A 22,738-nucleotide genomic window follows, 5' to 3' on the forward strand; every position below is an offset into this window, starting at 1 on the left:
TCCCTTAGTAATAACTCAGTAATAATCCATCTTAAAACGGATAGTAGTCTGATAGTTTCCTGGTTTTAAACGTTTATTATTAGACACAACACGAACGTTATAATGTAGAATAGAATCACCCACAGTTATGGGTAAACTAGGCATAGGTTTCCCAGGTATAGCAATATTTCCAGCCATGTCAGAAATTTTTATTGATAACCCATTTGCATGCCCGAAAACATCGAAGCTGCGACCATCTGTCGGGCCATCAAATGTAATATTGAAAGTTTGCCAATTAGGAGTTCCAGGAGTTACCGGTGTTAGAACACAATTGATAAGGCGTATAGAGAAATTACTTGCAGGGCTTTCTCTATCGTTAATTATCTGGCTAACCGGTACAGTTGTTATGTTAACTGATTGATCTCGGCTATCTGCATCAATTGCACAAGGGCTCTCAATGATTGAACCACCCATAGTGACAGTTCCTTTGAACTGACTTTGTGCCCGAGAATTTTGATTTTGCGCACTCGCTATCGGGGCAAATATCATTCCTGAAAGCACCATGACAATGATGCCAAAGTGATTCATAGCGACTCCATTTCAACTTAATAACCAATTTCAACGCATTAAAATTAGTGCCCATACATCCTTGTACGGGCGATACCAATTACTGGTAGCTCAGAGCAAATGTTGCGATTGCGTCAAATTCACCTGGTACAGCTGGTTTATTTGTTGCATCAGCATCACCTTGCAAATACGCTTGGAAGCGCAGTGTGTTTGCACCAGTGAATAAAGCTTGAGATGGAGATTTAGCACCTAAAGCAATTTTAGTACCGTTGAAATCAGTGATCACGATACCTGCGTTTTTCGCAGTACCTGCAATCGCTAAACCATCAGTTACAGAGTCACTTGGCGTACCAGTAAATGTAGTTTGAACAGTTTTCAGAGTCGTGATATCGCACTGCTCTAATTGGATGTTGAAATCGCGAGCAATACTTTTACCGCCACCGTTTAATGCAGATGTTGCGATAGCACCCATTGGGACTTCAAATGCTTGAGAACCTGGTGGAATTGAGCAAGGAGCATCAATGATTGAACCTTTAAAAGTGACTTGGCCGCCACCTTGGTTTGCAGCTGCAGAGCCAGCAACAACAGCCATACCTAAACCTAATACTAAAGCAAGTTTATTTAATTTCATTTTATACATTTCCATTAGATAAAAAGACGACACAAATTAAAATAATGAGTTATTATTAATCCGATTATTTTAATTTTTTCTTAAAATATGTTTGATTAGTAAACATTAAAAAATTGATACCAAGAATTATTCCCTTTTATCAAACTCCATTAATAAAATGAATAATTAAGCAACGTATCAATACGTCGCCATTATTATACCTCATTTTGGTTATGTCAAATTTCAGGTTTAATTAATAACTTTACCCGTAAGCTGGTGATATATATATAATATTCAAAAAAAACATCTTAACTAACACACTGTAATAGGATAAATTGATATAACAAATCTAATTAAGTTGTAGTTTTTCCATTAAAAAACCACAAAATAAACCCAAACATTATTAATAAAGTTTTTTATACTCATAAAACAGGTTTTCATTAGTGAAAAAAAATGTCGCTAAAGGAAAAGTTAAATATAGAGAAATTAGATTAATTAAAACGATATTTATATCGCATAATAATTAATGAGAAACATCTCAAAATCACAAATAAAACAATTTCACAATATTTCTATTTTTACTTTTTGTTACATTTATAAACTCAAATAAAATAAAATAAAACCATAGTAAAATCAATAGGTTAATCTGGAACAACAAAGAAAGAAAAACAAAGTAAATACTAAATGAAATATATAATAGGAAACAATTAAGTATAAAATAACATAGATTATTAGATATATGGATTCAGAACAAAAAATTAACATCATGTCAAATTAAAGAGTAAGATTACTATTTAATAGAAATAAAAAATGTTACAAGATTTATCAAAAGGTAATTAAAGGTAATTTTTCACAATCATATATGATGCGTTATCACTCTATTTTAAGTAGCAAACTTTAAAATACTCTATTTTAGCTTAAAACTTTATAATAAAACCACTTAATTTAATTGGTTTCATATCACTACCAAATAATACATAAAATCAAAACAACTGATAGGCGTAATGCTTTATATATTAATTAATAGTTACGTGATAAAAATATCAGAAATCATTAATACATCATTATTACCACTAAGAAAAAACACGTAACTTACTTTATAAGTCATGATTATTTCATTACCTAATCTTAATCACATATTATAAGCTAATTACATTGAACATTTGATATACATCAAATTGAGCAATTATAAGTATTACAAAGAGGCTCACTTGTTCAATAGGGTTTCTCTATTATCATCAATACGCTAACGATTGAATGGATTTAAAGTAGAGAGCAAATAAAACACAAACAAAAAACCCCCATCTCATATGAGATGGGGTGCCAAAATGGCCACATTTGTTGTTGATATAAGAACAAGTTACACAAGAGCAATGTACTGGCTCACATCCTTGTGAAGCCTGAACTTAATGGCGATTTCTCACCAATTGATACCGACGAGTCAGGTATTCGATAGGTGCACTCCAAATGTGCACTAAACGGCAGAATGGGAAGAGTAAAAATATCGTCATCCCCAACACAATATGCAGCTTGAACACGATACCAACGCCTTCAAGGTAATTTGAAGCCCCCCAATGGAATGTCACAATGGACTGCGCCCATCCCACAAGTTTCAACATCTCGCTACCATCCATATGTTGCGCTGAAAATGGAATAGTCAGTAACCCTAAACACACTTGTACCACTAGCAACACCATAATCATGATGTCACCAAAAGAAGATGTTGCGCGAATACGAGGGTTAGTCAATCGGCGTTTCAATAACATCGCGCCACCAATTAACATCATCACACCTGCAGCGCCCCCACCAATCATCGCCATTAATTGCTTTATATGCATTGGCAAGAAAGATTCATACATCCAATGTGGGGTTAACATCCCTAAAAAGTGCCCTGCGAAAATACCAATAATACCCACGTGGAATAAATTTGATGCTAAGCGCATGTTTTTCTTATCGAGCATTTGGCTAGAACCTGCTCGCCACGTATATTGCCCATAGTCATAACGCAACCAACTACCCACAATAAACACAGTACCAGCAATATATGGATAGATGTCGAAGAAAAATTGATTGAGAAAATTCATTTTTGCACTCCTACATGGCTGCTAGAGCCGAGATCCAAGTATTGTGGGGTGACGGCGTTGGCAAAACGATGTTGATGGGCTGTAACTTCTCCACCACAGTTTTTTTCATCAGCAAAAAATTTCACTTGCTCCTCTTCCCAAACTGCATCCAGTGCTTGTGGAGTATCATCGCGCGATTCCAAAGCCACTTTTTCGGTTAATTGCTCGGTGGCAATTTCACTATTTGATAATTCGAGTAATACTTCAAACAATGTGGCAAAACGACTTTCACGTTGCTTCAGCCTTGCACCAAGGAGCGCTAAAATAGGGGCGATATCCTGTAAACCGCCAACGGTCTCTGTTGTGGGTAAGACCGTGAGATACTCCAAATAAATAGGTAAATGATCAGGAAGTTCGCGGCAATCAATCTGTAAACCATATTGTTGATATTGCGCCATTAAATCGACCATAGCTTGGCCACGGTCACGAGACTCGCCATGAACATGCTCAAATAACAATAATGATGTTGCCCGGCCTCTATCAAATAATTCACAATATTGTGCCTGCATATCCAACAATTCTTCATTAAGATATTCACGTACAAACATCATCAATTGGATCGCCCGAGTTATCGGTAATTCATCTGCTTGTTCTAATGCCTCAATCAGTTCATCACGATGTAACCAAAGCGCCTCTGAAGGGTATTCTAATAAACGAGAAATCACTTTTAACGTCATCATAGTGCTTTCTCCTGTGTTGTTTTTGGTGTGATATCAATGGCATCAATACGTTTACTGTTAAACAGATTTGTTTTGCTATCACTACCATGGCAACCGTCACCAAAGCTAAAACCACAAGCTTTAGCTTCAGGGAAAGCTTCACGTGCTAATTCACGGTGACTAGATGGGATCACAAAACGGTCTTCATAATTCGCAATCGCCAAATAACGGTACATTTCTTGAGCCTGTGATTCAGTTAAACCCACTTGCTCTAGTGCACTAGTATCACATTGGTTTTCAACGGTTTCTGCACGTTTATAATGGCGCATCGCCAACATCCGTTTCAGTGCTAATAATACCGGCTCGGTGTCCCCCGCCGTTAATAAATTGGCAAGGTACTGCACAGGAATGCGCAAGCTTTCTACATCGGGTAATACCCCATTACTTGCCAATAGCCCTGAATCTGCAACAGATTGAATGGGTGACAAAGGCGGCACATACCAAACCATCGGCAATGTACGATATTCAGGGTGTAATGGCAGTGCCAACTTCCATTCCATTGCCATTTTGTACACTGGGGATTTTTGTGCAGCTTCAATCACGCTCAATGGTATCCCTTGTTTTTCAGCCTCAGCAATCACTTGCGGATCATGGGGATCTAAGAAAACATCCAACTGGCTTTGATAAAGATCGGTCTCTTTTTCCACACTAGCTGCTGACTCAATTTTATCTGCGTCATATAACAAAACGCCTAAATAACGGATGCGACCAACACAGGTTTCAGAGCAAACAGTTGGCATCCCAGACTCAATGCGTGGATAACAAAAAATACATTTTTCTGACTTACCGCTTTTCCAATTGAAATAGATTTTTTTATATGGGCAACCGGTTAAACACATACGCCAGCCGCGGCATTTATCTTGATCAATCAGTACAATGCCATCCTCAGAACGCTTATAAATGGCACCGCTTGGGCACGTGGCCACACAAGTAGGGTTCAAACAGTGTTCACAAAGACGAGGTAAATACATCATGAAGGTATTTTCAAACTGCCCATACATTTCCTTCTGAATGTGCTCAAAGTTTTTATCTTGTGCACGTTTAGAAAACTCGCCTCCCAGATCATCCTCCCAATTGGGGCCCATTTTTACATTGCTCATTCGCTCGCCCGTGATCAAAGAGCGCGGACGTGCCGTTGGCACATGTTTACCTTCTTTGGCATTTTTTAAATGGCCATAGTCATAATCAAATGGCTCATAATAATCATCTAATGCAGGGACATCGGGATTGGCAAAAATTTTGGATAAAACCCCAACTTTGTTACCCATTCGCGGCACTAATTTACCTTTGATAGTACGGATCCAACCGCCTTTCCATTTGTCCTGATCTTCCCAATTATGGGGATAACCAATACCCGGTTTAGTTTCGACATTATTAAACCAAGCGTATTCAACACCTTCGCGGCTGGTCCACACGTTTTTACAGGTCACTGAACAAGTGTGACAACCAATACACTTATCAAGGTTTAATACCATGCCGACTTGAGAACGAATTTTCATTATGCTTTCTCCTTTCCGCTCAAGGTCTGCTGGTAGTCATCACCTTCACCATCCAGCCAGTCAACCTGTTTCATTTTACGAACAACCACAAATTCATCACGATTAGAACCCACGGTTCCGTAGTAATTAAAGCTATAAGCAAGGTGCGCATAGCCGCCGATCATATGGGTCGGTTTCGGGCAAACACGCGTGACAGAGTTATGAATTCCGCCACGTTGAGCCGTAATTTCAGACCCGGGTAAGTTGATCAACCGTTCTTGGGCGTGATACATCATGATCATGCCATCAGGAATACGTTGGCTAACGATCGCTTTGGCGGTTAATGCACCATTACTGTTAAACGCTTCAATCCAATCGTTATCTTCAACACCCAGTTCGCGGGCATCTTCTTCGCTAAGCCAAACCACTGGCCCACCACGCCCTAATGTCAACATCAATAAATTGTCACTATAAGTTGAGTGGATACCCCATTTTTGGTGCGGAGTTAAGAAATTCAGTGCTTTTTCAGGGAAGCCATTAGGCTTTTTGCCCATTAATGGCTGAGCCGCCCGCGTATCAATTGGTGGGCGATACACGACGAGGCTTTCCCCGAAAGCACGCATCCATTCATGGTCTTGATAAAGTTGTTGGCGACCACTTAGCGTACGCCAAGGGATCATTTCATGAACATTGGTATAGCAAGCATTGTAAGACACATGTTCATCTTCTAAGCCTGACCATGTGGGGCTGGAAATAATTTTACGTGGTTGTGCAACAATATCGCGAAAACGGATTTTTTCATCTTCTTTATAACGCGCTAAATGGGTGTGGTCACGCCCAGTCACCTTACCTAACGCATCCCACGCTTTCACTGCAACTTGCCCATTGGTTTCCGGCGCTAAGGTTAGAATGACCTCTGCGGCATCAATTGCCGTTTCAATTTTAGGGCGGCCTTGATTTGCACCTTCTGGCTGGGTTTTATTTAATTTTTTCAGGAAATCAATTTCATCTTGTGTATTCCAATTGATGCCTTTACCCCCATTACCCAATTTATCCATGAGTGGGCCAAGAGAGATAAAACGTGCATAAGTACTTGGATAATCACGTTCAACACACATAATATGCGGTGCTGTTTTACCTGGGATCAGGTCACACTGGCCTTTTTTCCAATCTTTAACATCCAAAGCTTGGGCCATTTCTGCCGCACTATCGTGCTGAATAGGCAGAGTCACCACATCGATTTCCTGACCTAAATGCCCCTCACTAACCACCGAGAAGGCTTTAGCAATACCCTTATAGATTTCCCAATCGCTTTTTGATTCCCAAGCTGGGTCAACAGCAGCTGACAACGGATGAATAAACGGATGCATATCTGATGTATTCATATCGTCTTTTTCATACCACGTCGCTGTAGGGAGAATGACATCAGAAAATAAGCAAGTACTCGACATTCTGAAATCTAATGTCACAACAAGGTCAACTTTTCCTTCAGCAGCTTTATCTTGCCATTCAACTTCTTGTGGTTTTACGCCACCTTGTTGACCTAAGTCTTTGCCTTGAATACCGTTTTCAGTTCCCAATAAATATTTCAATAAATATTCATGACCTTTCCCAGCAGAACCAAGTAAGTTAGAGCGCCAAATAAACAAGTTGCGAGGGAAATTTTGTGAGTCATCCGGTTGTTCCGAAGCAAAGCGGATCTTTCCTTCTTTCAACTGGTTAACAGTAAAATCAACGGGAGAAAGCCCCGCTTCTTGTGCTTGTTTGGCAATCTTCAGTGGGTTCACATTCAACTGGGGTGCTGAGGGTAGCCAGCCCATACGTTCGGCACGTACGTTCATATCCACCAAGCTACCATTAAAGGCTTTTTTATCTGCTAAAGGCGATAATAATTCCTCAGTACTTACCGTTTCATAGCGCCATTGGCTTGAGTGATTATAGAAAAATGACGTGCTGTTCATATGGCGTGGTGGACGCTGCCAATCAAGTCCAAATGCTAATGGCAACCAACCTGTTTGTGGACGTAATTTTTCCTGCCCAACATAATGTGACCAGCCGCCGCCGCTTTGCCCAACACAACCACAGAAGATCAACATGTTGATAATCGCACGGTAGGTCATATCCATGTGATACCAATGGTTAATCCCTGCCCCCACAATCACCATCGCACGGCCATGGGTTTTCTCAGCAGTATCTGCAAATTCACGGGCAATACGAATAATGTTTTGGCGGCTAACACCGGTGACTTTTTCCGCCCAAGCAGGTGAATAGGCTTTCATATCATCGTAATCAACCGCACAGTTTTCATCACCAAACCCGCGGTCGATACCATAGTTAGCAAGCATCAAATCATAGACACTGGTCACCAAAGACTCACGACCATCGGACAGCTGAATACGTTTCGCGGGTAATTTGTGCAGTAAGACGTCTTTCAGTTCAACGCTTTGGAAATGTTCACTTTCTAAACCACCAAAATACGGGAACCCTACATTCACCAACTCATCATGCATATCTGCAAGGCTAAGTTTCATTTTAATGTCATGAGCATCTTGCCCTGCCCTAGGTTCTAGATTCCATTTCTGACTACCATCCCAACGAAACCCCATCGACCCTTGTGGTGCACACAATTCGCCTGTTTCTTCATCAAAGGCGATAGTTTTCCATTCGGCGTTTTTTTCTTCTCCCAAAGAATCAACTAAGTCAGATGCTCGCAGCATCCGGCCTGCCACATAAGAGCCATCATCACGTTTATCGAGCATAACCAGCATTGGCATATCCGTATATGTGCGTATATATTCACGGAAATACTCGGCTTCACGCTTGACATGGAATTCATTGAGGATCACATGCCCCATCGCCATTGCCATGGCGCTATCTGTCCCTTGTTTTGGGTTCAACCAATGGTCACATAATTTGGCAATTTCCGCGTAGTCTGGCGTCACTGCGACCGTTTTTGTTCCTTTATAACGTACTTCTGCAAAGAAATGGGCATCTGGGGTCCGAGTTTGCGGAACATTAGATCCCCAAGCAATAATATAAGACGAGTTATACCAGTCAGCGGATTCTGGTACGTCTGTTTGTTCACCCCACGTCATGGGGGATGCAGGCGGCAAGTCACAGTACCAGTCGTAGAAGCTCAAACATGCACCACCGATCAACGATAAATAGCGCGCTCCCGACGCGTAAGAAACCATTGACATCGCAGGTATTGGAGAGAACCCGACAATGCGATCGGGACCAAACTCCTTGATAGTTGCCACATTTGCTGCGGCAATCAGTTCATTCACCTCTTGCCAACTTGAACGCACAAAGCCCCCGCGTCCCCTCGCCTGCTTATAGCTTTGCGCCTTTTGCGGATCACTGATGATAGAAAGCCATGCATTGACAGGGTCTTGATGTTCAGCTTTTGCTTCGCGCCACAGTTTAAGTAAGCGCTTACGCATCATCGGATATTTCACGCGATTAGCACTATATAAATACCATGAATAGCTCGCGCCACGCGGGCAGCCTCTTGGTTCATGGTCGGGTAGATCTGGGCGAGTGCGAGGATAATCAGTTTGTTGCGTTTCCCACGTGACAAGACCATTTTTGACGTAAATTTTCCAACTGCAAGAACCTGTGCAGTTAACGCCATGAGTAGATCGCACCACTTTATCGTGCTGCCAACGGCTACGATAACCATTTTCCCAGTCACGGTTTACGTTTAACTCTTGGCCGTGTTCACCTGAGAAGGTATCACCTAATTGCTTGAAATAACGAAATCTATCTAAAAACTTGCTCATTCGGATTGCCTCCAAAGAGACGGCGACTCGCGCCGTACATTGCTTAAAATTAATCTTTATTGCTTGTTATTATTTATGTGTACGCCCATAAACTAGCCAGGTGATAAACACACAGGAAAGATAAAACACAAAGAACACTTTCATTGCATCGGCGGGAGACCCAGTCAACGTTAAGGAGGTACCAAACGCTTTTGGAATAAAGAAACCACCGATGGCGCCTATTGCTGAGATAAAACCCAATGCTGCGGCACTTTCTGTTACTGCTTCTTTTTGTGCTTCTTGCTCTGAAGCACCTCGGGCAATGGCTTTATCCATAGTTAATTTACGAAAGACCACGGCTATCATTTGAAAAGTAGAGCCACTGCCTAACCCAGCGGTTAAAAACAGCACCATAAACACCCCATAAAAAGCACCAAAAGAACCACCTTGTCCGTTTTCAGGCAGGGTGAAAAATAGCAAGCCAGAGAAAATCGCCATCACAATAAAGTTAAGGAAAGTCACTTTGACTCCACCAAAGCGGTCTGACAGCATGCCGCCTAATGGACGAGCTAATGCACCAAGGAAAGGGCCAAAAAAGGCAAATTTGAGGATAATAATGTCGGGAAACTGGGTTTTAGAAAGCATGGCAAAACCAGCAGAAAAACCGATAAATGAACCGAAGGTAGAAAGATACAACAGGCTCAAAATCCATAAATGGCCGCGTTTAAGCACTGGCAACTGCTGTTTTAATGACGCTTTATTCGCCGCTAAATCATTCATGCCAAACCATGCCATCACTGTAAATAACAATAAAAATGGCACCCAAACCCAAGCGGCATTTTCTAGCCATAAGGTTGAACCATCGGGCTGTAATGCCCCAGTTCCACCCGCAAAGGCAAAAACACCCACCCCGACGATAAATGGTGCTACCAATTGCATTACGCTTACACCTAAGTTACCTAACCCCCCATTCAGACCTAGTGCTCCCCCTTGACGCGCTTTTGGGAAAAAGAAACTGATATTCGCCATGCTCGATGCGAAATTAGCCCCAGCAAAACCACAAAGAAGGGAAATAATGACAAATATTTGATAAGGCGTAGTTGGGTCTTGGATAGCGTAACCAAGCCAAATACAAGGGATCACCAAAAATAGCGTACTAATGGCTGTCCAGCGTCGCCCACCAAAAATAGGAATAACAAAAGAATAAGGTACTCGTAATAAAGCCCCTGACACTGAAGGCAATGCTGTTAATAAAAATAATTGGTCAGTGGTAAAGTTAAAACCCACTTTGTTTAAATTCACTGCAACGGCACTAAATAACATCCAGACGCAAAATGCGAGCAACAAACAAGGGATAGAAATCCACAAATTACGCTCTGCAATTCGTTTTCCTGTTTGCTGCCAAAATTGCGTTTCTTCAGGACGCCAGTCCTGAATAACACTATTGGCATTTTGCTGTGCAACTCCACTATTAACATTATCTCGTTGAGACATAAATCACCCCGATAAACACAATTTCTTATCGCAGTGTGTGGCGAATATGTCGCCACGAAGCTGATCTAAATCAAGACAGATTTAAATCAAATTTTGTGCGTTTTTTGGATAAACCACCAGAGGAGTATGGGGAGTACAACCATTTAATCATTTGAATTAAATAAATAAAATTCGTTAAATGGCCGTTTTTACTGTTTGAATTTAGGCTAAATGACTCAGCGGGATATTAAGGAGTAACACCGAAGTGGCATATTCAATTTTGCACAATAGAGGAACAATACACACGTTATAGAAAAGAATGAATAACCAAATAAAAAGGAACGAATTATTTATGCCAACGACTTATCACCGATTTTCAATCATTAACCAAGTCATCGGGTTAATGCTATTGATTGCCGTACTCGGTATTATTGGCATGGCTATTTCTAATAGCATGATTACCAGCGTTCAAGGAAATGCTCACGCAATTAATAAATCAGGCGCATTACGAATGCAAAGTTACCATTTGCTTTCTCTCACCCCATTAACCCCATATTCCGATACCTATTTAAACGAACTCGAAAACAACTTATTAAGCCAGGAATTAACTCAAGTGATCGAGGTAGAAAATTTAACAGACCAATTTACTCAGCTTTATCATTATTGGGAAACAAATTTAAAACCCGCACTTATTAATGCAACGTCACCAAATGATGCCCGCTTTGAAGTCATTACGTTTGTTAATAAACTCGACGAGTTAGTCCGTAATATTGATGAAAAAACAGAGAGAAAAATAACTTATGTCTCAATAACACAAATGGTTTTTATTGCCCTCGTCGCATTTCTACTTTTGCTTACCATATGCCATCTTAGAAAAAAAATTTACTACCCTTGGCTGAAACTATTAAATATGGTCAATGCCATTAGCCATAAGGACTTTAGTCAGCGTTTTTCTGCGGGTAAAAAACAAGATGAATTAAGCTCCCTTGGGCAAACTTTAAACCAAATGTCAGACGAGTTAGCACAAAGTTACCACCAGCTAGAATCACGTGTCGAAGAAAAAACCGCCGATCTCCAAAGTAAAAACAAAGTGCTACTGTATTTGTATCAATCTAATCGCATATTACATTCCATTGAACCATTAGCAAACCGATTAGAAAAAGTCTTGGTTGAACTCAAGAACCTAACACCATTGCAAAATATTAGTTTACGATTATATGAAGAAGATAATGACCGTTGCTTTCATGAATTCCATTGTGGCAGCCTTCTATCACCAGAAACCATACAACCTACAACAATAATGTCTTGGGATATCTCCGATAACTTACACCGTTACGGTGTGATATTGGCGGAGATCGCAATAGATCAGCAATTATCTGATGAACAAAATAATTTAGTTCTCATGCTAGTAAAGCAAATCGCGGGTATGTTAGCGATGGAGCACCAACTAGAACAACAGCAACAATTGCTCATTATGGATGAACGTTCCGCTATCGCAAGAGAACTGCATGATTCTATTGCCCAATCATTATCTTGTTTAAAAATGCAAATTAGCTACCTGCAAATGCAACCCGGACCACTCCCCAAACAGCATCAAGATTTACTTCATGAAATGCGCAATGAAATTAACTCGGCTTATAGCCAATTACGTGAATTACTCACAACCTTTAGGTTAAAACTAACAGAGCCTGGGTTACTGCCCTCTTTAGAAAGCACCATTCAAGAATTTAGCCAACGCATTGGTTTTGACATTGGTTTAAATTATCAGATCCCAGCAAAAAGTATTTCACCACATCAAGCTATCCATATTATACAAATAATTCGAGAAGCCTTGAGTAATATCCTAAAGCACGCTAATGCTAATTGGTCTCAGGTTTCATTAGTCGAAAATGCAGGGCTAATTACGGTAATGATTGAAGATAATGGGGAAGGCATTCAACTTCAGCCTGCAAAAAATAATCATTATGGGCTGATTATTATGAGAGAAAGAGCCCTAAGCTTAAACGGGGAATATTCTATTACCCCAAGAGCTCAAGGGGGAACCATTGTTAATGTCATATTCCCTGTGAGTGTGTCTTAACCAAATTGGAGCAACTCGTTCATGAAAAATAAAAATACCACCATTGGGCAATCCACCATTTTACTTATTGATGACCACCCAATGCTACGTAACGGAGTTAAGCAATTAATCAGTTTAGAGCCCACATTACGGGTAATTGGTGAAGCTGATGACGGGGTGACAGGTATTAAAATTGCCGAAGAACAAGACCCTGACTTAATTTTATTAGACCTCAATATGCCCGGTATGAATGGTTTTGAAGTACTTGATGATTTGCGTAGCCGAGAACTTTCTGGCCGAATTATATTGTTTACTGTCTCAAACTACAGCGAAGACTTAATTAATGCTTTAAAGCGGGGGGCGGACGGTTACTTATTAAAAGATATGGAACCTGAAAAACTGATTGTTGCCTTAAAAGAAGCCGCCAGCGGTAAAATGGTAGTTAGCCCTACTCTTGCCACCGTATTAGCTGAATCATTAAGAGACAATCGAACCTCTGCGGACCATAATTTGTCGTCGTTGACCCCAAGAGAAACCCGTATTTTAAACTTAATAGCACAAGGCCTTTCAAATAAACTGATCGCTAATAAATTGCAAATCACAGAAAGTACAGTAAAAGTACATGTAAAACATTTATTGAAAAAACTAAATTTAAAGTCACGGGTCGAAGCTGCAATATTTGTTTTACAGCAAAAATAATGCCTATTAAGATCAAGTTAACGCATCCAACCATGGCTGTTGTTTCGGATAACGCCGACGATAGCCATGCATAGCAACAGACAGTTGAATAAGGTCAGTAAACTTTGTCGGGTCTAAGCCTGTTTGCTTTTTAATTTGTTGTAATCGATAACTTAATGTATTTCTATGAATACCTAACTGTTGCGCCGTGCTGCCAACCTCGCCATTTTGCGATAAAAATAACTCTAGGGTTTCAAGCAAGATATCCCCCGAGTCATGTAATAATATTTTATTGCAAATATCTAAGAAAAAATTAAATAAATAGCTATTCTCCAACTCATTAAATAAACACAGAGAGGCCATTTCTTTAAATAAAAAAACTTGTTTCTCAGGAACTGTTAACCGCCCTACATCAATGACTGAACGTGCGAAATGAACAGCATCTCTCACATGTTCTTCCGTATCAGCTTGAACCCCAACACCAATATAGTACTGGCTAAGTTGACTATCTAAAATAAAATGTAGATGAGAAATAAAGGATTCGTTTTTATAAAATGTTGATGGAAATAACATCAAAATTTCACGGCTATTTAATAGTAATACATCACTTTTTTCCATTGCTGACAATTCAGTAATAATGGAATCCAGAATTTCTGGCCGATATTGAATCGCTTCGATATTAATAATGACCGGGATTGTAGGCAACGAAAATGAAAAGCCCGAATTGTGTAATTTCAATAAAGCACTACGACCTTGCATTGGCGTAGTACTTTCAATAAATTGCACAAATAGCATATCACGTAAACGATGCTGCCAATTAATACTACGCCGCTCAATTTCCTGTTTAATTAATAACTCTGCAGTGAGTATTGCTAATTCGGCATAACGTTGAATAATAACCGGGTCACCACTGACACCAATCACTAATTCAACGTTATCTGCCACCATAATTGGATGATTAATACCAGGCGCGACATTGGAATAGCGACTCGCCTCATTTTCATTATAAATGGTGATCCGTTTACCACAGCGAATAACTTCCACCGCGACTTCATGAGTCTCACCAATACGTTTTTTTTCACCTGAGGCGATAATTACACCCTGACTATTAATCACATTGACGTTGTGATGGATTATCCCCATTGCACGAGTGACAATATCATTAGCTAATTTTTCAGTCAGTAGCATATTACCGCCTCATCTTAATGTTTTATTTGCTTACTATGGCTAGATAATACAGTACGTAACAAATTTTCAGCCGTATCAGCTAAATAACGTTCTCCATTAACCATTGCCTGCTCAAGGGAAACTGGCCCCGGACAAAGTGACCACATGGCAGTGATACCATGTTGATATAAAATACGGCTATCTTCACTGTACCCCCCACATAGTGCGATTGTTGGTACCCCATAATGACTTGCCATACGAGCGACACCAACAGGAGCTTTACCATTGGCACTTTGGCTATCAAGCCGCCCTTCCCCAACGATAACAAGGTCGGCTTGCTGAATATACGACTCCGCACCAAGTAGCCCCAACACCAAGTCGATCCCCTTCTCAAGCTTAGCGGAAACAAACCAACGTAGCCCAGCCCCTAATCCGCCAGCAGCGCCGCTCCCCGCATCCAATGAGAAATCCTTCCCTGTAATTTTTGTCATTAATTGAGCGTAATGAGCCATGCCTAGCTCAAGCTTATCTAACATCGCTTTATCAGCGCCTTTTTGTGAGCCATAAATATAGGTTGCGCCATTTTTACCTAATAACGGGTTTTCAACATCACAAGAAACATTAAATTCGACATCCGCTACACGAGGATCGAATTTATCAAAGTTAATCTTTGCGATATTTATCAAATTTTCGCCATTAATGGGAAATTCGATAAGCTGTTGGTCATTATCATAAAACTCTGCGCCTAAAGCTTGTGCAAAACCCGCACCACCATCATTAGTTGCACTTCCACCAATACCGATAATAATGCGTGTGCACCCTAAATCGAGTGCATGTTTTACCATTTCACCTAAGCCATAAGTCGACGCTTTTTCAACTTGACGATGTTCTGCTTGAACCAGTTCTAAACCACAACATTGCGCCATTTCAATAAAGGCCGTCTTTCCTTCTAATACTAATAATCGTGCATCAACCTTACTTCCATATGGGCCAGTACAACTAAAAGTATAAGGTGTGACACCTGATAATACTGGGCTGTGCTCTAGTGACTCCAACAAACCTTCTCCACCATCAGAGATAGGTAATAACGTCACATCCAACTCGGAGGATACACGCTCGAAACCCTCTGCAACAGCCTGACACGCAAGCTGTGCTGAACAACTTCCTTTAAAGGAATCAAGTGCGATAACAATTTTCATGCAGACTTTCCTATTGTAAATGGCGATGTTGTATTACTTTACTTGTATTGAGGTAGTAGCTTCCACTTTTGCACTATCCCCTATACTACCAGTATTGACCCGTGAGGCGATAATGGTGCCGATAACAAGTAAACCAACACCAAACCATAATCCAGATGTAGCAGTACCAGTATAGTCCTCAAAAAATCCGAGAATAAATGGGCCAAGAAAACCACCAAATAACCCCAGACAATTTAACAATGCCAAGCTACCTGCCAGCATACTGCCACTCATATAGGTTGGTGGAAGCGAGAAAATAATAGATTGGACAACAAAAAACATAAATGCGGTTAAACAGAATCCAATTAAACCGACAACAGGCCCGCCCATAGCGCCAATCACTAGTCCGATAGCCATAACAGCATAACCTGAAATTAAAATGCGCGATGAACGACGAGGTGTATTGGCTTTTCTTGCCACAAAAATGCCACCAATCGCTGCTGAGATCCAAGGTATAGCTGTTAATAACCCAATTTGAATTGGTGTTAACTTGCCATATTCTCCAATAATTGTTGGTAAGAAATAACTTAAGCCATAAACTGAAAATTGATGAGTAAAATAAATTGCGACAATCATCATGAAGGCTTTATTTTTAAATGCTGCCATCAGTGAAAATTTACTATTACTCACACTAATACTGTTTTTATCTTGTTCATGTTTATATTTAATATAATTGCGATCATCCTCATCTAACCATTTTGCATCTTCAGGTTTATTGGGTAAAACAAACCAGACAACAAAAGCTAAGATCACCGCAGGTAAACCTTCAATAACAAACATCCATTGCCAACCATGGAAACCTAATAAGCCATCCATACTTAATAATAAGCCACTTAACGGCGCACCGATAATATTGGCTAAACAGACACCAAGTAAAAATAGCCCTGTTGCTTTGGCACGCTCTTCTTGGCTAAACCAATATGTCATATACAAGATAACACCGGGATATAACCCTGCTTCAGCCGCACCAAGTAATAAGCGTAAAATATAAAATGAGGTAGGCCCGGTCACAAATGCCATCGCAGCAGATAATAACCCCCAAGTGATCATGATCCGTGTGATCCAAAACCGCGCTCCCACTTTTTCCATAATCAAATTACTTGGGATCTCAAGAATCGAGTAGGTCAGAAAGAACAGCCCTGCACCAATACCGAATGCAGTTGCTGACAGCCCTAAGTCAATTGACATGGCGTGCTTTGCCATCCCAATATTTGTTCGGTCAATAAAACTAATAATATAAGCTAAGATCAGTAAAGGCATCAGGTTGCGATATATCTTTGCGTTCGTTTTTTTACCCTGCGCAACATAATCTAAATTTGCATTTGTAGAAAACATAGATAAGATCCTCATGTTGTGGTGAAACAGGTATAGTTCTTCGTCATAAGTGACTTACCTGTTGTTATTACTTCAGCAACAGCCCGACGCCCCACGTCGGGCTTTCTGCTTGCAATATTTCTTATTCTTTTTCAAACAACATTGATATCCCTTGACCACCACCGATACACATGGTCACTAGCCCAGTAGAAACCTGACGACGCTCCATTTCGTACATTAATTTTACAGGTAGGATTGCTCCACTAGCGCCAACAGGGTGACCAAGGGCAATTGCGCCGCCATTCACATTGACTCGAGAACTGTCTAACGACAAATCATTCATCACTGCGATTGCTTGTGCGGCAAAAGCTTCATTTAACTCAATAAGGTCAATATCTTTGACGTCCATCTTGAGTTTATCCATCAAGCGGCGTGTTGCAGGTGCTGGGCCAAACCCCATAATGGCAGCCTCACAGCCCGCAACGGCCCAATCAACCACTTTCATTCTAGGTTTCAAACCCCGTTTTTCAGCTTCTTCGCGTCGCATCATGACTAACGCAGCGGCTCCATCATTAATCCCTGATGAATTAGCCGCAGTAATCACGCCATCTGCCTTAAATGCGGGACGTAATTTGGCAAGCTTCTCACGTGGTGTATCGCGCGGGTGTTCATCCGTATCAAAAATACGCGTTCCCTTACGCCCTTCTGCGATTTCAACTGGCAAAATTTGCGTTTGAAAATAGCCTTCTTCAATGGCTTTCAATGCTTTTTGCTGACTGTTCCATGCGAAATCATCCATTTCTTCACGGGAAATATGAAATTGCTCGGCCACATTTTCTGCGGTCATACCATTATGATATGGGCCTTCAGGCCAAGTAAGAATTGATGTTAAGCCATCTTCTAAAACATCATTCCCCATGCGATAACCGTAACGCGCTTTGCGCAGGTAATAAGGCAGCATGGTCATATTTTCTGTACCACAAGCCACAACCACATCTGATTGACCAGTTTGTAACAACATCATGCCATCAGCTAACGCTTGTAACCCTGAACCACATTGGCGATTAACAGAATACGCGGTCGTTTCTTTTGGTAAGCCTGCTCGCAATTGGCAAATACGGGCAATAAACCCACTTTCTGCGATTTGCCCCACATTCCCCACAATCACTTCATTAACATCTTCAGGGGCGATCCCTGCACGCTTTACCGCTTCACGAATAACTAACGCACCTAAATCATGTTGGTGAGTGTTCGCAAAGCTACCACCCATCGTCCCAATTGCCGTTCTCACACCACTTACAATCACAATGTCATTTGCTTGTTTCATATTTCCTCCTACAGCACCATGCCGCCGCCAACATTAATCACTTCGCCATTGATATAACGCGCTTTATCGGAAGCCAAAAATGCCACACATTGGCCGACATCACGCGGGTCGCCTGCAAAGCCTGCTGGAATTTTACTGATCATGATGTCCCACACTTTTTCGGGAACACCACGAGTCATATCGGTATCAATAAACCCTGGGCAAATCGCATTCACAGTGACCCCTTTACGTGCCAATTCGCGGCAGGCCGTTTTCGTTAGGCCAATGACACCTGCTTTCGATGCCGCATAATTTGCCTGCCCAACATTCCCTAACCAGCTTGCAGATGAAATATTTACAATGCGTCCGCTGCCTTGTTCGCGCATGAGTTTTGCAGCCTCTTGCATGCAATTAAACGTACCTTTTAGATTGATATCGATAACTTTATCCCAATCATCATCGGTTAATTTATGCAGCATGCCATCACGATTTATCCCTGCGTTATTGACTAATACATCAATGGTGCCAAAATGTTCTTTTGTCTTTGAAAACAACTCATTAACCTGGTCACGCTTCGATATATCGCATGGGATGAAAACAGCTTCATAACCCTTTTCTTGTAATTGCTTCGCACTTTCTTCGCCAGAGGACATCGAAAGGTCAGATATCACCACTTTTGCACCTTCTTCTGCCAATACTTGTGCAATGGCAAACCCTATCCCTCTCGCTGATCCTGTAACAATGGCAACTTTATTTTTGACTAACATGCGTAAATCCCTCTTTAATATTGAGACTATAAATATGAAATCAGATCAAAAGGCGCTTCTTTAAATAATGAAGAGCACATCACTTTTAAATCAGGGGAGATTTCTGGTACAAAATCCATATGAGCAAGAATGTCACGCTCAAGGTCAATTCCCGGGGCGATTTCTACTAACACAGGGACTTTCTCACCCAAGGTAAATACCGCACGCTCCGTGACAAAATGCATAGTTTGGTTAATCTGACGCGCCACATCTGCGTTCCAAGAAATCTGCCTAACGTTATCCACCAACTTGCGGATATCACCTTCACGAATAATCTTTAACTGCCCATTTTCACAACGAATATCTAACCCTTTAGCCGTAAATGTTGAGCAAAAAACGACGTGACGAGCATTCTGCGTGATATCGATAAACCCACCTGCACCCGGGCAAATATTGCCAAGCAAAGTAGCATTAACATGGCCATTGGCATCCATTTCCCCCGCGCCCATATAGGTGATATCTACCCCTGCACCGTTGTAATACAACATTTGGTCTTGGTGGCTGATCATGGCAGAAAGGTTGCGGCCAATACCAAAATCGATTCCCCCCGCTTGAACACCGCCCCAAATACCAGATTCCACAGTGATATCTACGCGTTTGGTCGCATTTTCTTCTTGGATAATTGAACCGATCACATCGTTAGGTATCCCTGTTCCTAAGTTGATCACACAGTTTTCCGTGAGATAACGGCAAGCGATGCGCCCGATCAACTTACGAATATCAAGAGGTAACGGCGTGGTTTGCTGCACTGGCGTTCGAATATCGCCGCACAATGTGGGATCAAAGAACCAACTTGAGGACTGACGATGATCTTCTTCAGGGTTATCACAAACCACAATATGGTCAATAAAACTGGCTGGAACAGTGACACGCTTCGGGTGCAAAGTCCCCTCTTCAACACAATACTTCACCTGAGCAATGACTTTCCCACCAAAGCGTTTTGCCGCTAAAACAGCATGCAATACCTCCAACGACATGGCTTCTTCATCTGTGGTCAAATTACCTTTAGTATCCGCATGTGTACCGCGGATCACGACAACATCCAATGGAATTTCGGGATACCATAACCACGCTTCCCCTTTGAAATTAACTTTCTCCACAAGGGACGGAAGCGCTAATGTTTTCGCATTCATTCTTCCCCCCTCTAAGTCAGGGTCGATAAAAGTCCCTAGCCCAACTTTGGACAAGCGCCCCGGTAGACCAGCCGCCATCGCACCATATAAATGCACCATCTGCCCTTGAGGAAGGCAGTAAGCCTCAACCTGATTATCGTTGATCATCTGCATCCAGCGAGGGGCTAACCCCCAATGTGAACCAATAATGCGTTTCACCATTCCTTGATGAGCAAAATGTTGATTACCCCGAATACGGTTACATTGCCCTGCCGCATGGACTAAAGTTAATTGTTTTGGAGAGCCTTCAGATAAAAAACGTTGCTCAATTGCCGATAAAATAGATTCAGCAGCACTCGTTAAGGTCATTCCCACAGTACAAACTGTATCGCCATCATTAATTAATTTAGCGGCTTCCTGTTTAGAGATAAATTTATTATTCATGATAAAAACCTGCCTAAAGGCTAATATTTCGTAGCCTTTTATTTGATTAATTAAAAACTAATTTAGATGTTAGTTATTTAAAGAGTAATATCGTTTTTTCAAATCTTTTTTACTTATTTTCCCATTCCAAGTTCTAGGAAAATTACGTGTAAATATAATTTTTACAGGAACTTTATAATTTGGAACCCGCTCCTTTAGCCATTCAATAACTTCTTTACTGGTTAAACACACTTGCATTTCTGGAATAATAAATGCGATCGGTTCTTCACCATAAATTGCGCTTTCTATAGGGATAACAGCAACCTCATTGACACCAGGGTAATTAGAAATAAGGTCCTCCATTTCAATGGAATATATTTTTTCACCACCTCGGTTAATCATATCTTTGATTCTATCTTGAATATAAAGGTAGCCCTCATCATCCATATAACCGATGTCCCCAGTAAAAAACCAACCATCTTTAAATGAAGATTTATTCGCAGGGCAATCAGGCCAATAACGCTGGATCACAACATCCCCTTTAACCCAGATATTACCGGTACTATTTGCGGGTTGATCATCACCTTTTTCATTACGGATCGCCACTTGAATCCCCGGTACCGGCGTACCAGAACTTGCTTTTTTATTACTGCTACGAATATCGTCACGGTAAACTGTTGCAGGAGACGATGTTTCCGTTAAGCCATATATAGAATGAATAGATGTCTTTGAAAAAATATATGATAATTCTTTAATTGTGCCTTCATTTAAATGGCCCGCACCACATGCAATCATTCGCAATGTATTAAATCTTTCTAAATTGATACTTTTATTTTCTTTTATTTTTTGAATTAATAATATAAATACTGTTGGTGAACCATGTAAAAATGTTATATTCGACTTCGCAATTGAGGAAATAATCTCTTGTGCATTAAATTTTTTATGTAGATAAATTGTCCCACCAATATGAATAAATAAGGCTAAAATAGCTGAAAGCCCTGTAATGTGGTAAATAGGCACAGCAAGTATTGTTTTATCTTTCTCAGATAACTGTAATGTTTCCTGATATGCATATATTGCAGATAATATATTTTTATGGGTAATAACAGCACCTTTAGGGGCACCCGTTGTACCTGAAGTAAAAATAATTACAGCAGGGTCATCATTGTCAACCTGATTAATAAAGTTAATTTCATCAGTTAATGTTAAGGCACGCCATTGTGAAAGGCTCATACCTTTTACACTTAATGGAGCTAACCAAGGTTGATAACTGTCATCCCAAAAAATTGCCTTCGCATTGATATTCAGTACATGTTCTTTTCCTTCAAACTCTTTCATTTTAGTACTTAAAGGAATAACTTGCAGCCCTAACCCCACAGCAGCATAAAATAATTGGCAGAATTCAATGGTATTTCCCCAACCTAATACAATGCGGTCACCTTTATTCAATTGCAAACTGGATGTTAACCAATGCATCGTTTGGTTTACTTTAACCAGTAGCTGGTGATAACTCCAATTTTGCTCTTCAAATACAATGGCTATAGCATCTGGTTGTATTTTTGCTCTATTTAATAAGCTTTGATAAATATTTGAATTTGATGCAAGCATGAGACACTCCAACACAACTGAATATGGCTGATATACTATCAATGTATAAAATGCCACCTCATAAATTAGTGCCAATGTTCACATATTGTTCACACCTTTTTTTTATTTAAGTTAGCTATCTGCACAATCGGTTTGTTAATTATTTTTTACTTAAGTGCCTTTTTTGGCGTTAAAGATGATGATAAATTGAACTATTTGACTTTGGGTATGATTTTCAAACCTCAGTCTTAAGTATATTCATCCCATTTATTGACTCGCTATTGTGCGCATGAACAATCCCCCCACCTAAAGGTAATCTTTGTGTAAATGACTAACTG

16 protein-coding genes are annotated in these 22,738 nt (G+C 40.6%); 2 read left to right on the plus strand and 14 right to left on the minus strand.

Annotated features, from left to right (window positions below; translation table 11 throughout):
* Nucleotides 1–15: 15 nt before the first annotated feature.
* From P3L56_RS18625 to P3L56_RS18655, 7 genes are all read right to left on the minus strand, one after another.
* Nucleotides 16–567, minus strand: coding sequence for a fimbrial protein (locus tag P3L56_RS18625; RefSeq protein WP_166684992.1), 552 nt, complete (start codon nucleotides 565–567; stop codon nucleotides 16–18).
* Between the two features lie 79 nt (nucleotides 568–646).
* Nucleotides 647–1,177: a fimbrial protein gene (locus P3L56_RS18630; protein WP_166684993.1), complete on the minus strand. Its 531-nt coding sequence runs from the start codon at nucleotides 1,175–1,177 to the stop codon at nucleotides 647–649.
* Nucleotides 1,178–2,562: 1,385 nt separating this feature from the next.
* Nucleotides 2,563–3,240 (minus strand): respiratory nitrate reductase subunit gamma, encoded by a 678-nt coding sequence (narI, locus tag P3L56_RS18635; RefSeq protein WP_042845582.1) that lies wholly within the window; start codon nucleotides 3,238–3,240, stop codon nucleotides 2,563–2,565.
* Nucleotides 3,237–3,959 (minus strand): nitrate reductase molybdenum cofactor assembly chaperone, encoded by a 723-nt coding sequence (gene narJ, locus P3L56_RS18640; protein ID WP_210831518.1) that lies wholly within the window; start codon nucleotides 3,957–3,959, stop codon nucleotides 3,237–3,239. Before narJ ends, narI begins: the two co-directional genes overlap by 4 nt.
* A complete protein-coding gene (gene narH, locus P3L56_RS18645) occupies nucleotides 3,956–5,497 on the minus strand; it encodes a nitrate reductase subunit beta (protein ID WP_129466499.1) in 1,542 nt (513 codons plus the stop codon). The genes narJ and narH overlap by 4 nt, the downstream gene beginning before the upstream one ends.
* Nucleotides 5,497–9,258: a nitrate reductase subunit alpha gene (locus tag P3L56_RS18650; RefSeq protein ID WP_210831517.1), complete on the minus strand. Its 3,762-nt coding sequence runs from the start codon at nucleotides 9,256–9,258 to the stop codon at nucleotides 5,497–5,499. The genes narH and P3L56_RS18650 overlap by 1 nt, the downstream gene beginning before the upstream one ends.
* Nucleotides 9,259–9,327: 69 nt before the next feature.
* Complete coding sequence (locus P3L56_RS18655; protein WP_042845590.1) at nucleotides 9,328–10,731, minus strand: NarK family nitrate/nitrite MFS transporter; 1,404 nt, start codon at nucleotides 10,729–10,731, stop codon at nucleotides 9,328–9,330.
* A 331-nt stretch (nucleotides 10,732–11,062) separates the two neighbouring features.
* On the opposite strand from P3L56_RS18655, the gene narX reads away from it, so the two are divergent.
* Nucleotides 11,063–12,790: a nitrate/nitrite two-component system sensor histidine kinase NarX gene (gene narX, locus P3L56_RS18660; RefSeq protein WP_210831516.1), complete on the plus strand. Its 1,728-nt coding sequence runs from the start codon at nucleotides 11,063–11,065 to the stop codon at nucleotides 12,788–12,790.
* Between the two features lie 21 nt (nucleotides 12,791–12,811).
* Nucleotides 12,812–13,468, plus strand: coding sequence for a two-component system response regulator NarL (gene narL, locus P3L56_RS18665; protein ID WP_042845594.1), 657 nt, complete (start codon nucleotides 12,812–12,814; stop codon nucleotides 13,466–13,468).
* Between the two features lie 12 nt (nucleotides 13,469–13,480).
* Here narL and P3L56_RS18670 read toward each other — a convergent pair whose 3' ends face one another.
* From P3L56_RS18670 to P3L56_RS18700, 7 genes are all read right to left on the minus strand, one after another.
* Complete coding sequence (locus tag P3L56_RS18670; protein WP_042845596.1) at nucleotides 13,481–14,635, minus strand: CdaR family transcriptional regulator; 1,155 nt, start codon at nucleotides 14,633–14,635, stop codon at nucleotides 13,481–13,483.
* A gap of 14 nt (nucleotides 14,636–14,649) precedes the next feature.
* Nucleotides 14,650–15,813: a glycerate kinase gene (locus P3L56_RS18675; protein ID WP_210831515.1), complete on the minus strand. Its 1,164-nt coding sequence runs from the start codon at nucleotides 15,811–15,813 to the stop codon at nucleotides 14,650–14,652.
* A gap of 33 nt (nucleotides 15,814–15,846) precedes the next feature.
* A complete protein-coding gene (locus P3L56_RS18680; RefSeq protein WP_071548650.1) occupies nucleotides 15,847–17,187 on the minus strand; it encodes an MFS transporter in 1,341 nt (446 codons plus the stop codon).
* A gap of 121 nt (nucleotides 17,188–17,308) precedes the next feature.
* Nucleotides 17,309–18,493, minus strand: a complete 1,185-nt coding sequence (locus P3L56_RS18685; RefSeq protein ID WP_071548651.1) for a thiolase family protein — start codon at nucleotides 18,491–18,493, stop codon at nucleotides 17,309–17,311.
* Nucleotides 18,494–18,501: 8 nt separating this feature from the next.
* A complete protein-coding gene (fabG, locus tag P3L56_RS18690) occupies nucleotides 18,502–19,239 on the minus strand; it encodes a 3-oxoacyl-ACP reductase FabG (RefSeq protein WP_071548652.1) in 738 nt (245 codons plus the stop codon).
* 26 nt (nucleotides 19,240–19,265) lie between these two features.
* Complete coding sequence (locus tag P3L56_RS18695) at nucleotides 19,266–20,834, minus strand: acyl CoA:acetate/3-ketoacid CoA transferase (RefSeq protein WP_210831514.1); 1,569 nt, start codon at nucleotides 20,832–20,834, stop codon at nucleotides 19,266–19,268.
* A 69-nt stretch (nucleotides 20,835–20,903) separates the two neighbouring features.
* Nucleotides 20,904–22,421 (minus strand): class I adenylate-forming enzyme family protein, encoded by a 1,518-nt coding sequence (locus P3L56_RS18700; protein ID WP_272686040.1) that lies wholly within the window; start codon nucleotides 22,419–22,421, stop codon nucleotides 20,904–20,906.
* Between the last annotated feature and the right edge of the window lie 317 nt (nucleotides 22,422–22,738).

Source organism: Providencia sp. PROV024 (assembly GCF_032709665.1).
Taxonomy (GTDB): Bacteria; Pseudomonadota; Gammaproteobacteria; order Enterobacterales; family Enterobacteriaceae; genus Providencia; species Providencia huashanensis.

Bases quoted from the DNA above. Each gene is read 5' to 3' on its own strand.
- P3L56_RS18700 (WP_272686040.1), bottom strand. From the start codon at position 22,421: ATGCTTGCATCAAATTCAAATATTTATCAAAGCTTATTAAATAGAGCA.
- narI (WP_042845582.1), bottom strand. From the start codon at position 3,240: ATGAATTTTCTCAATCAATTTTTCTTCGACATCTATCCATATATTGCT.
- P3L56_RS18670 (WP_042845596.1), bottom strand. From the start codon at position 14,635: ATGCTACTGACTGAAAAATTAGCTAATGATATTGTCACTCGTGCAATG.
- narH (WP_129466499.1), bottom strand. From the start codon at position 5,497: ATGAAAATTCGTTCTCAAGTCGGCATGGTATTAAACCTTGATAAGTGT.
- narL (WP_042845594.1), top strand. From the start codon at position 12,812: ATGAAAAATAAAAATACCACCATTGGGCAATCCACCATTTTACTTATT.
- P3L56_RS18685 (WP_071548651.1), bottom strand. From the start codon at position 18,493: ATGAAACAAGCAAATGACATTGTGATTGTAAGTGGTGTGAGAACGGCA.
- P3L56_RS18695 (WP_210831514.1), bottom strand. From the start codon at position 20,834: ATGAATAATAAATTTATCTCTAAACAGGAAGCCGCTAAATTAATTAAT.
- narJ (WP_210831518.1), bottom strand. From the start codon at position 3,959: ATGATGACGTTAAAAGTGATTTCTCGTTTATTAGAATACCCTTCAGAG.
- P3L56_RS18655 (WP_042845590.1), bottom strand. From the start codon at position 10,731: ATGTCTCAACGAGATAATGTTAATAGTGGAGTTGCACAGCAAAATGCC.
- narX (WP_210831516.1), top strand. From the start codon at position 11,063: ATGCCAACGACTTATCACCGATTTTCAATCATTAACCAAGTCATCGGG.
- P3L56_RS18650 (WP_210831517.1), bottom strand. From the start codon at position 9,258: ATGAGCAAGTTTTTAGATAGATTTCGTTATTTCAAGCAATTAGGTGAT.
- fabG (WP_071548652.1), bottom strand. From the start codon at position 19,239: ATGTTAGTCAAAAATAAAGTTGCCATTGTTACAGGATCAGCGAGAGGG.
- P3L56_RS18675 (WP_210831515.1), bottom strand. From the start codon at position 15,813: ATGAAAATTGTTATCGCACTTGATTCCTTTAAAGGAAGTTGTTCAGCA.
- P3L56_RS18680 (WP_071548650.1), bottom strand. From the start codon at position 17,187: ATGTTTTCTACAAATGCAAATTTAGATTATGTTGCGCAGGGTAAAAAA.
- P3L56_RS18625 (WP_166684992.1), bottom strand. From the start codon at position 567: ATGAATCACTTTGGCATCATTGTCATGGTGCTTTCAGGAATGATATTT.
- P3L56_RS18630 (WP_166684993.1), bottom strand. From the start codon at position 1,177: ATGAAATTAAATAAACTTGCTTTAGTATTAGGTTTAGGTATGGCTGTT.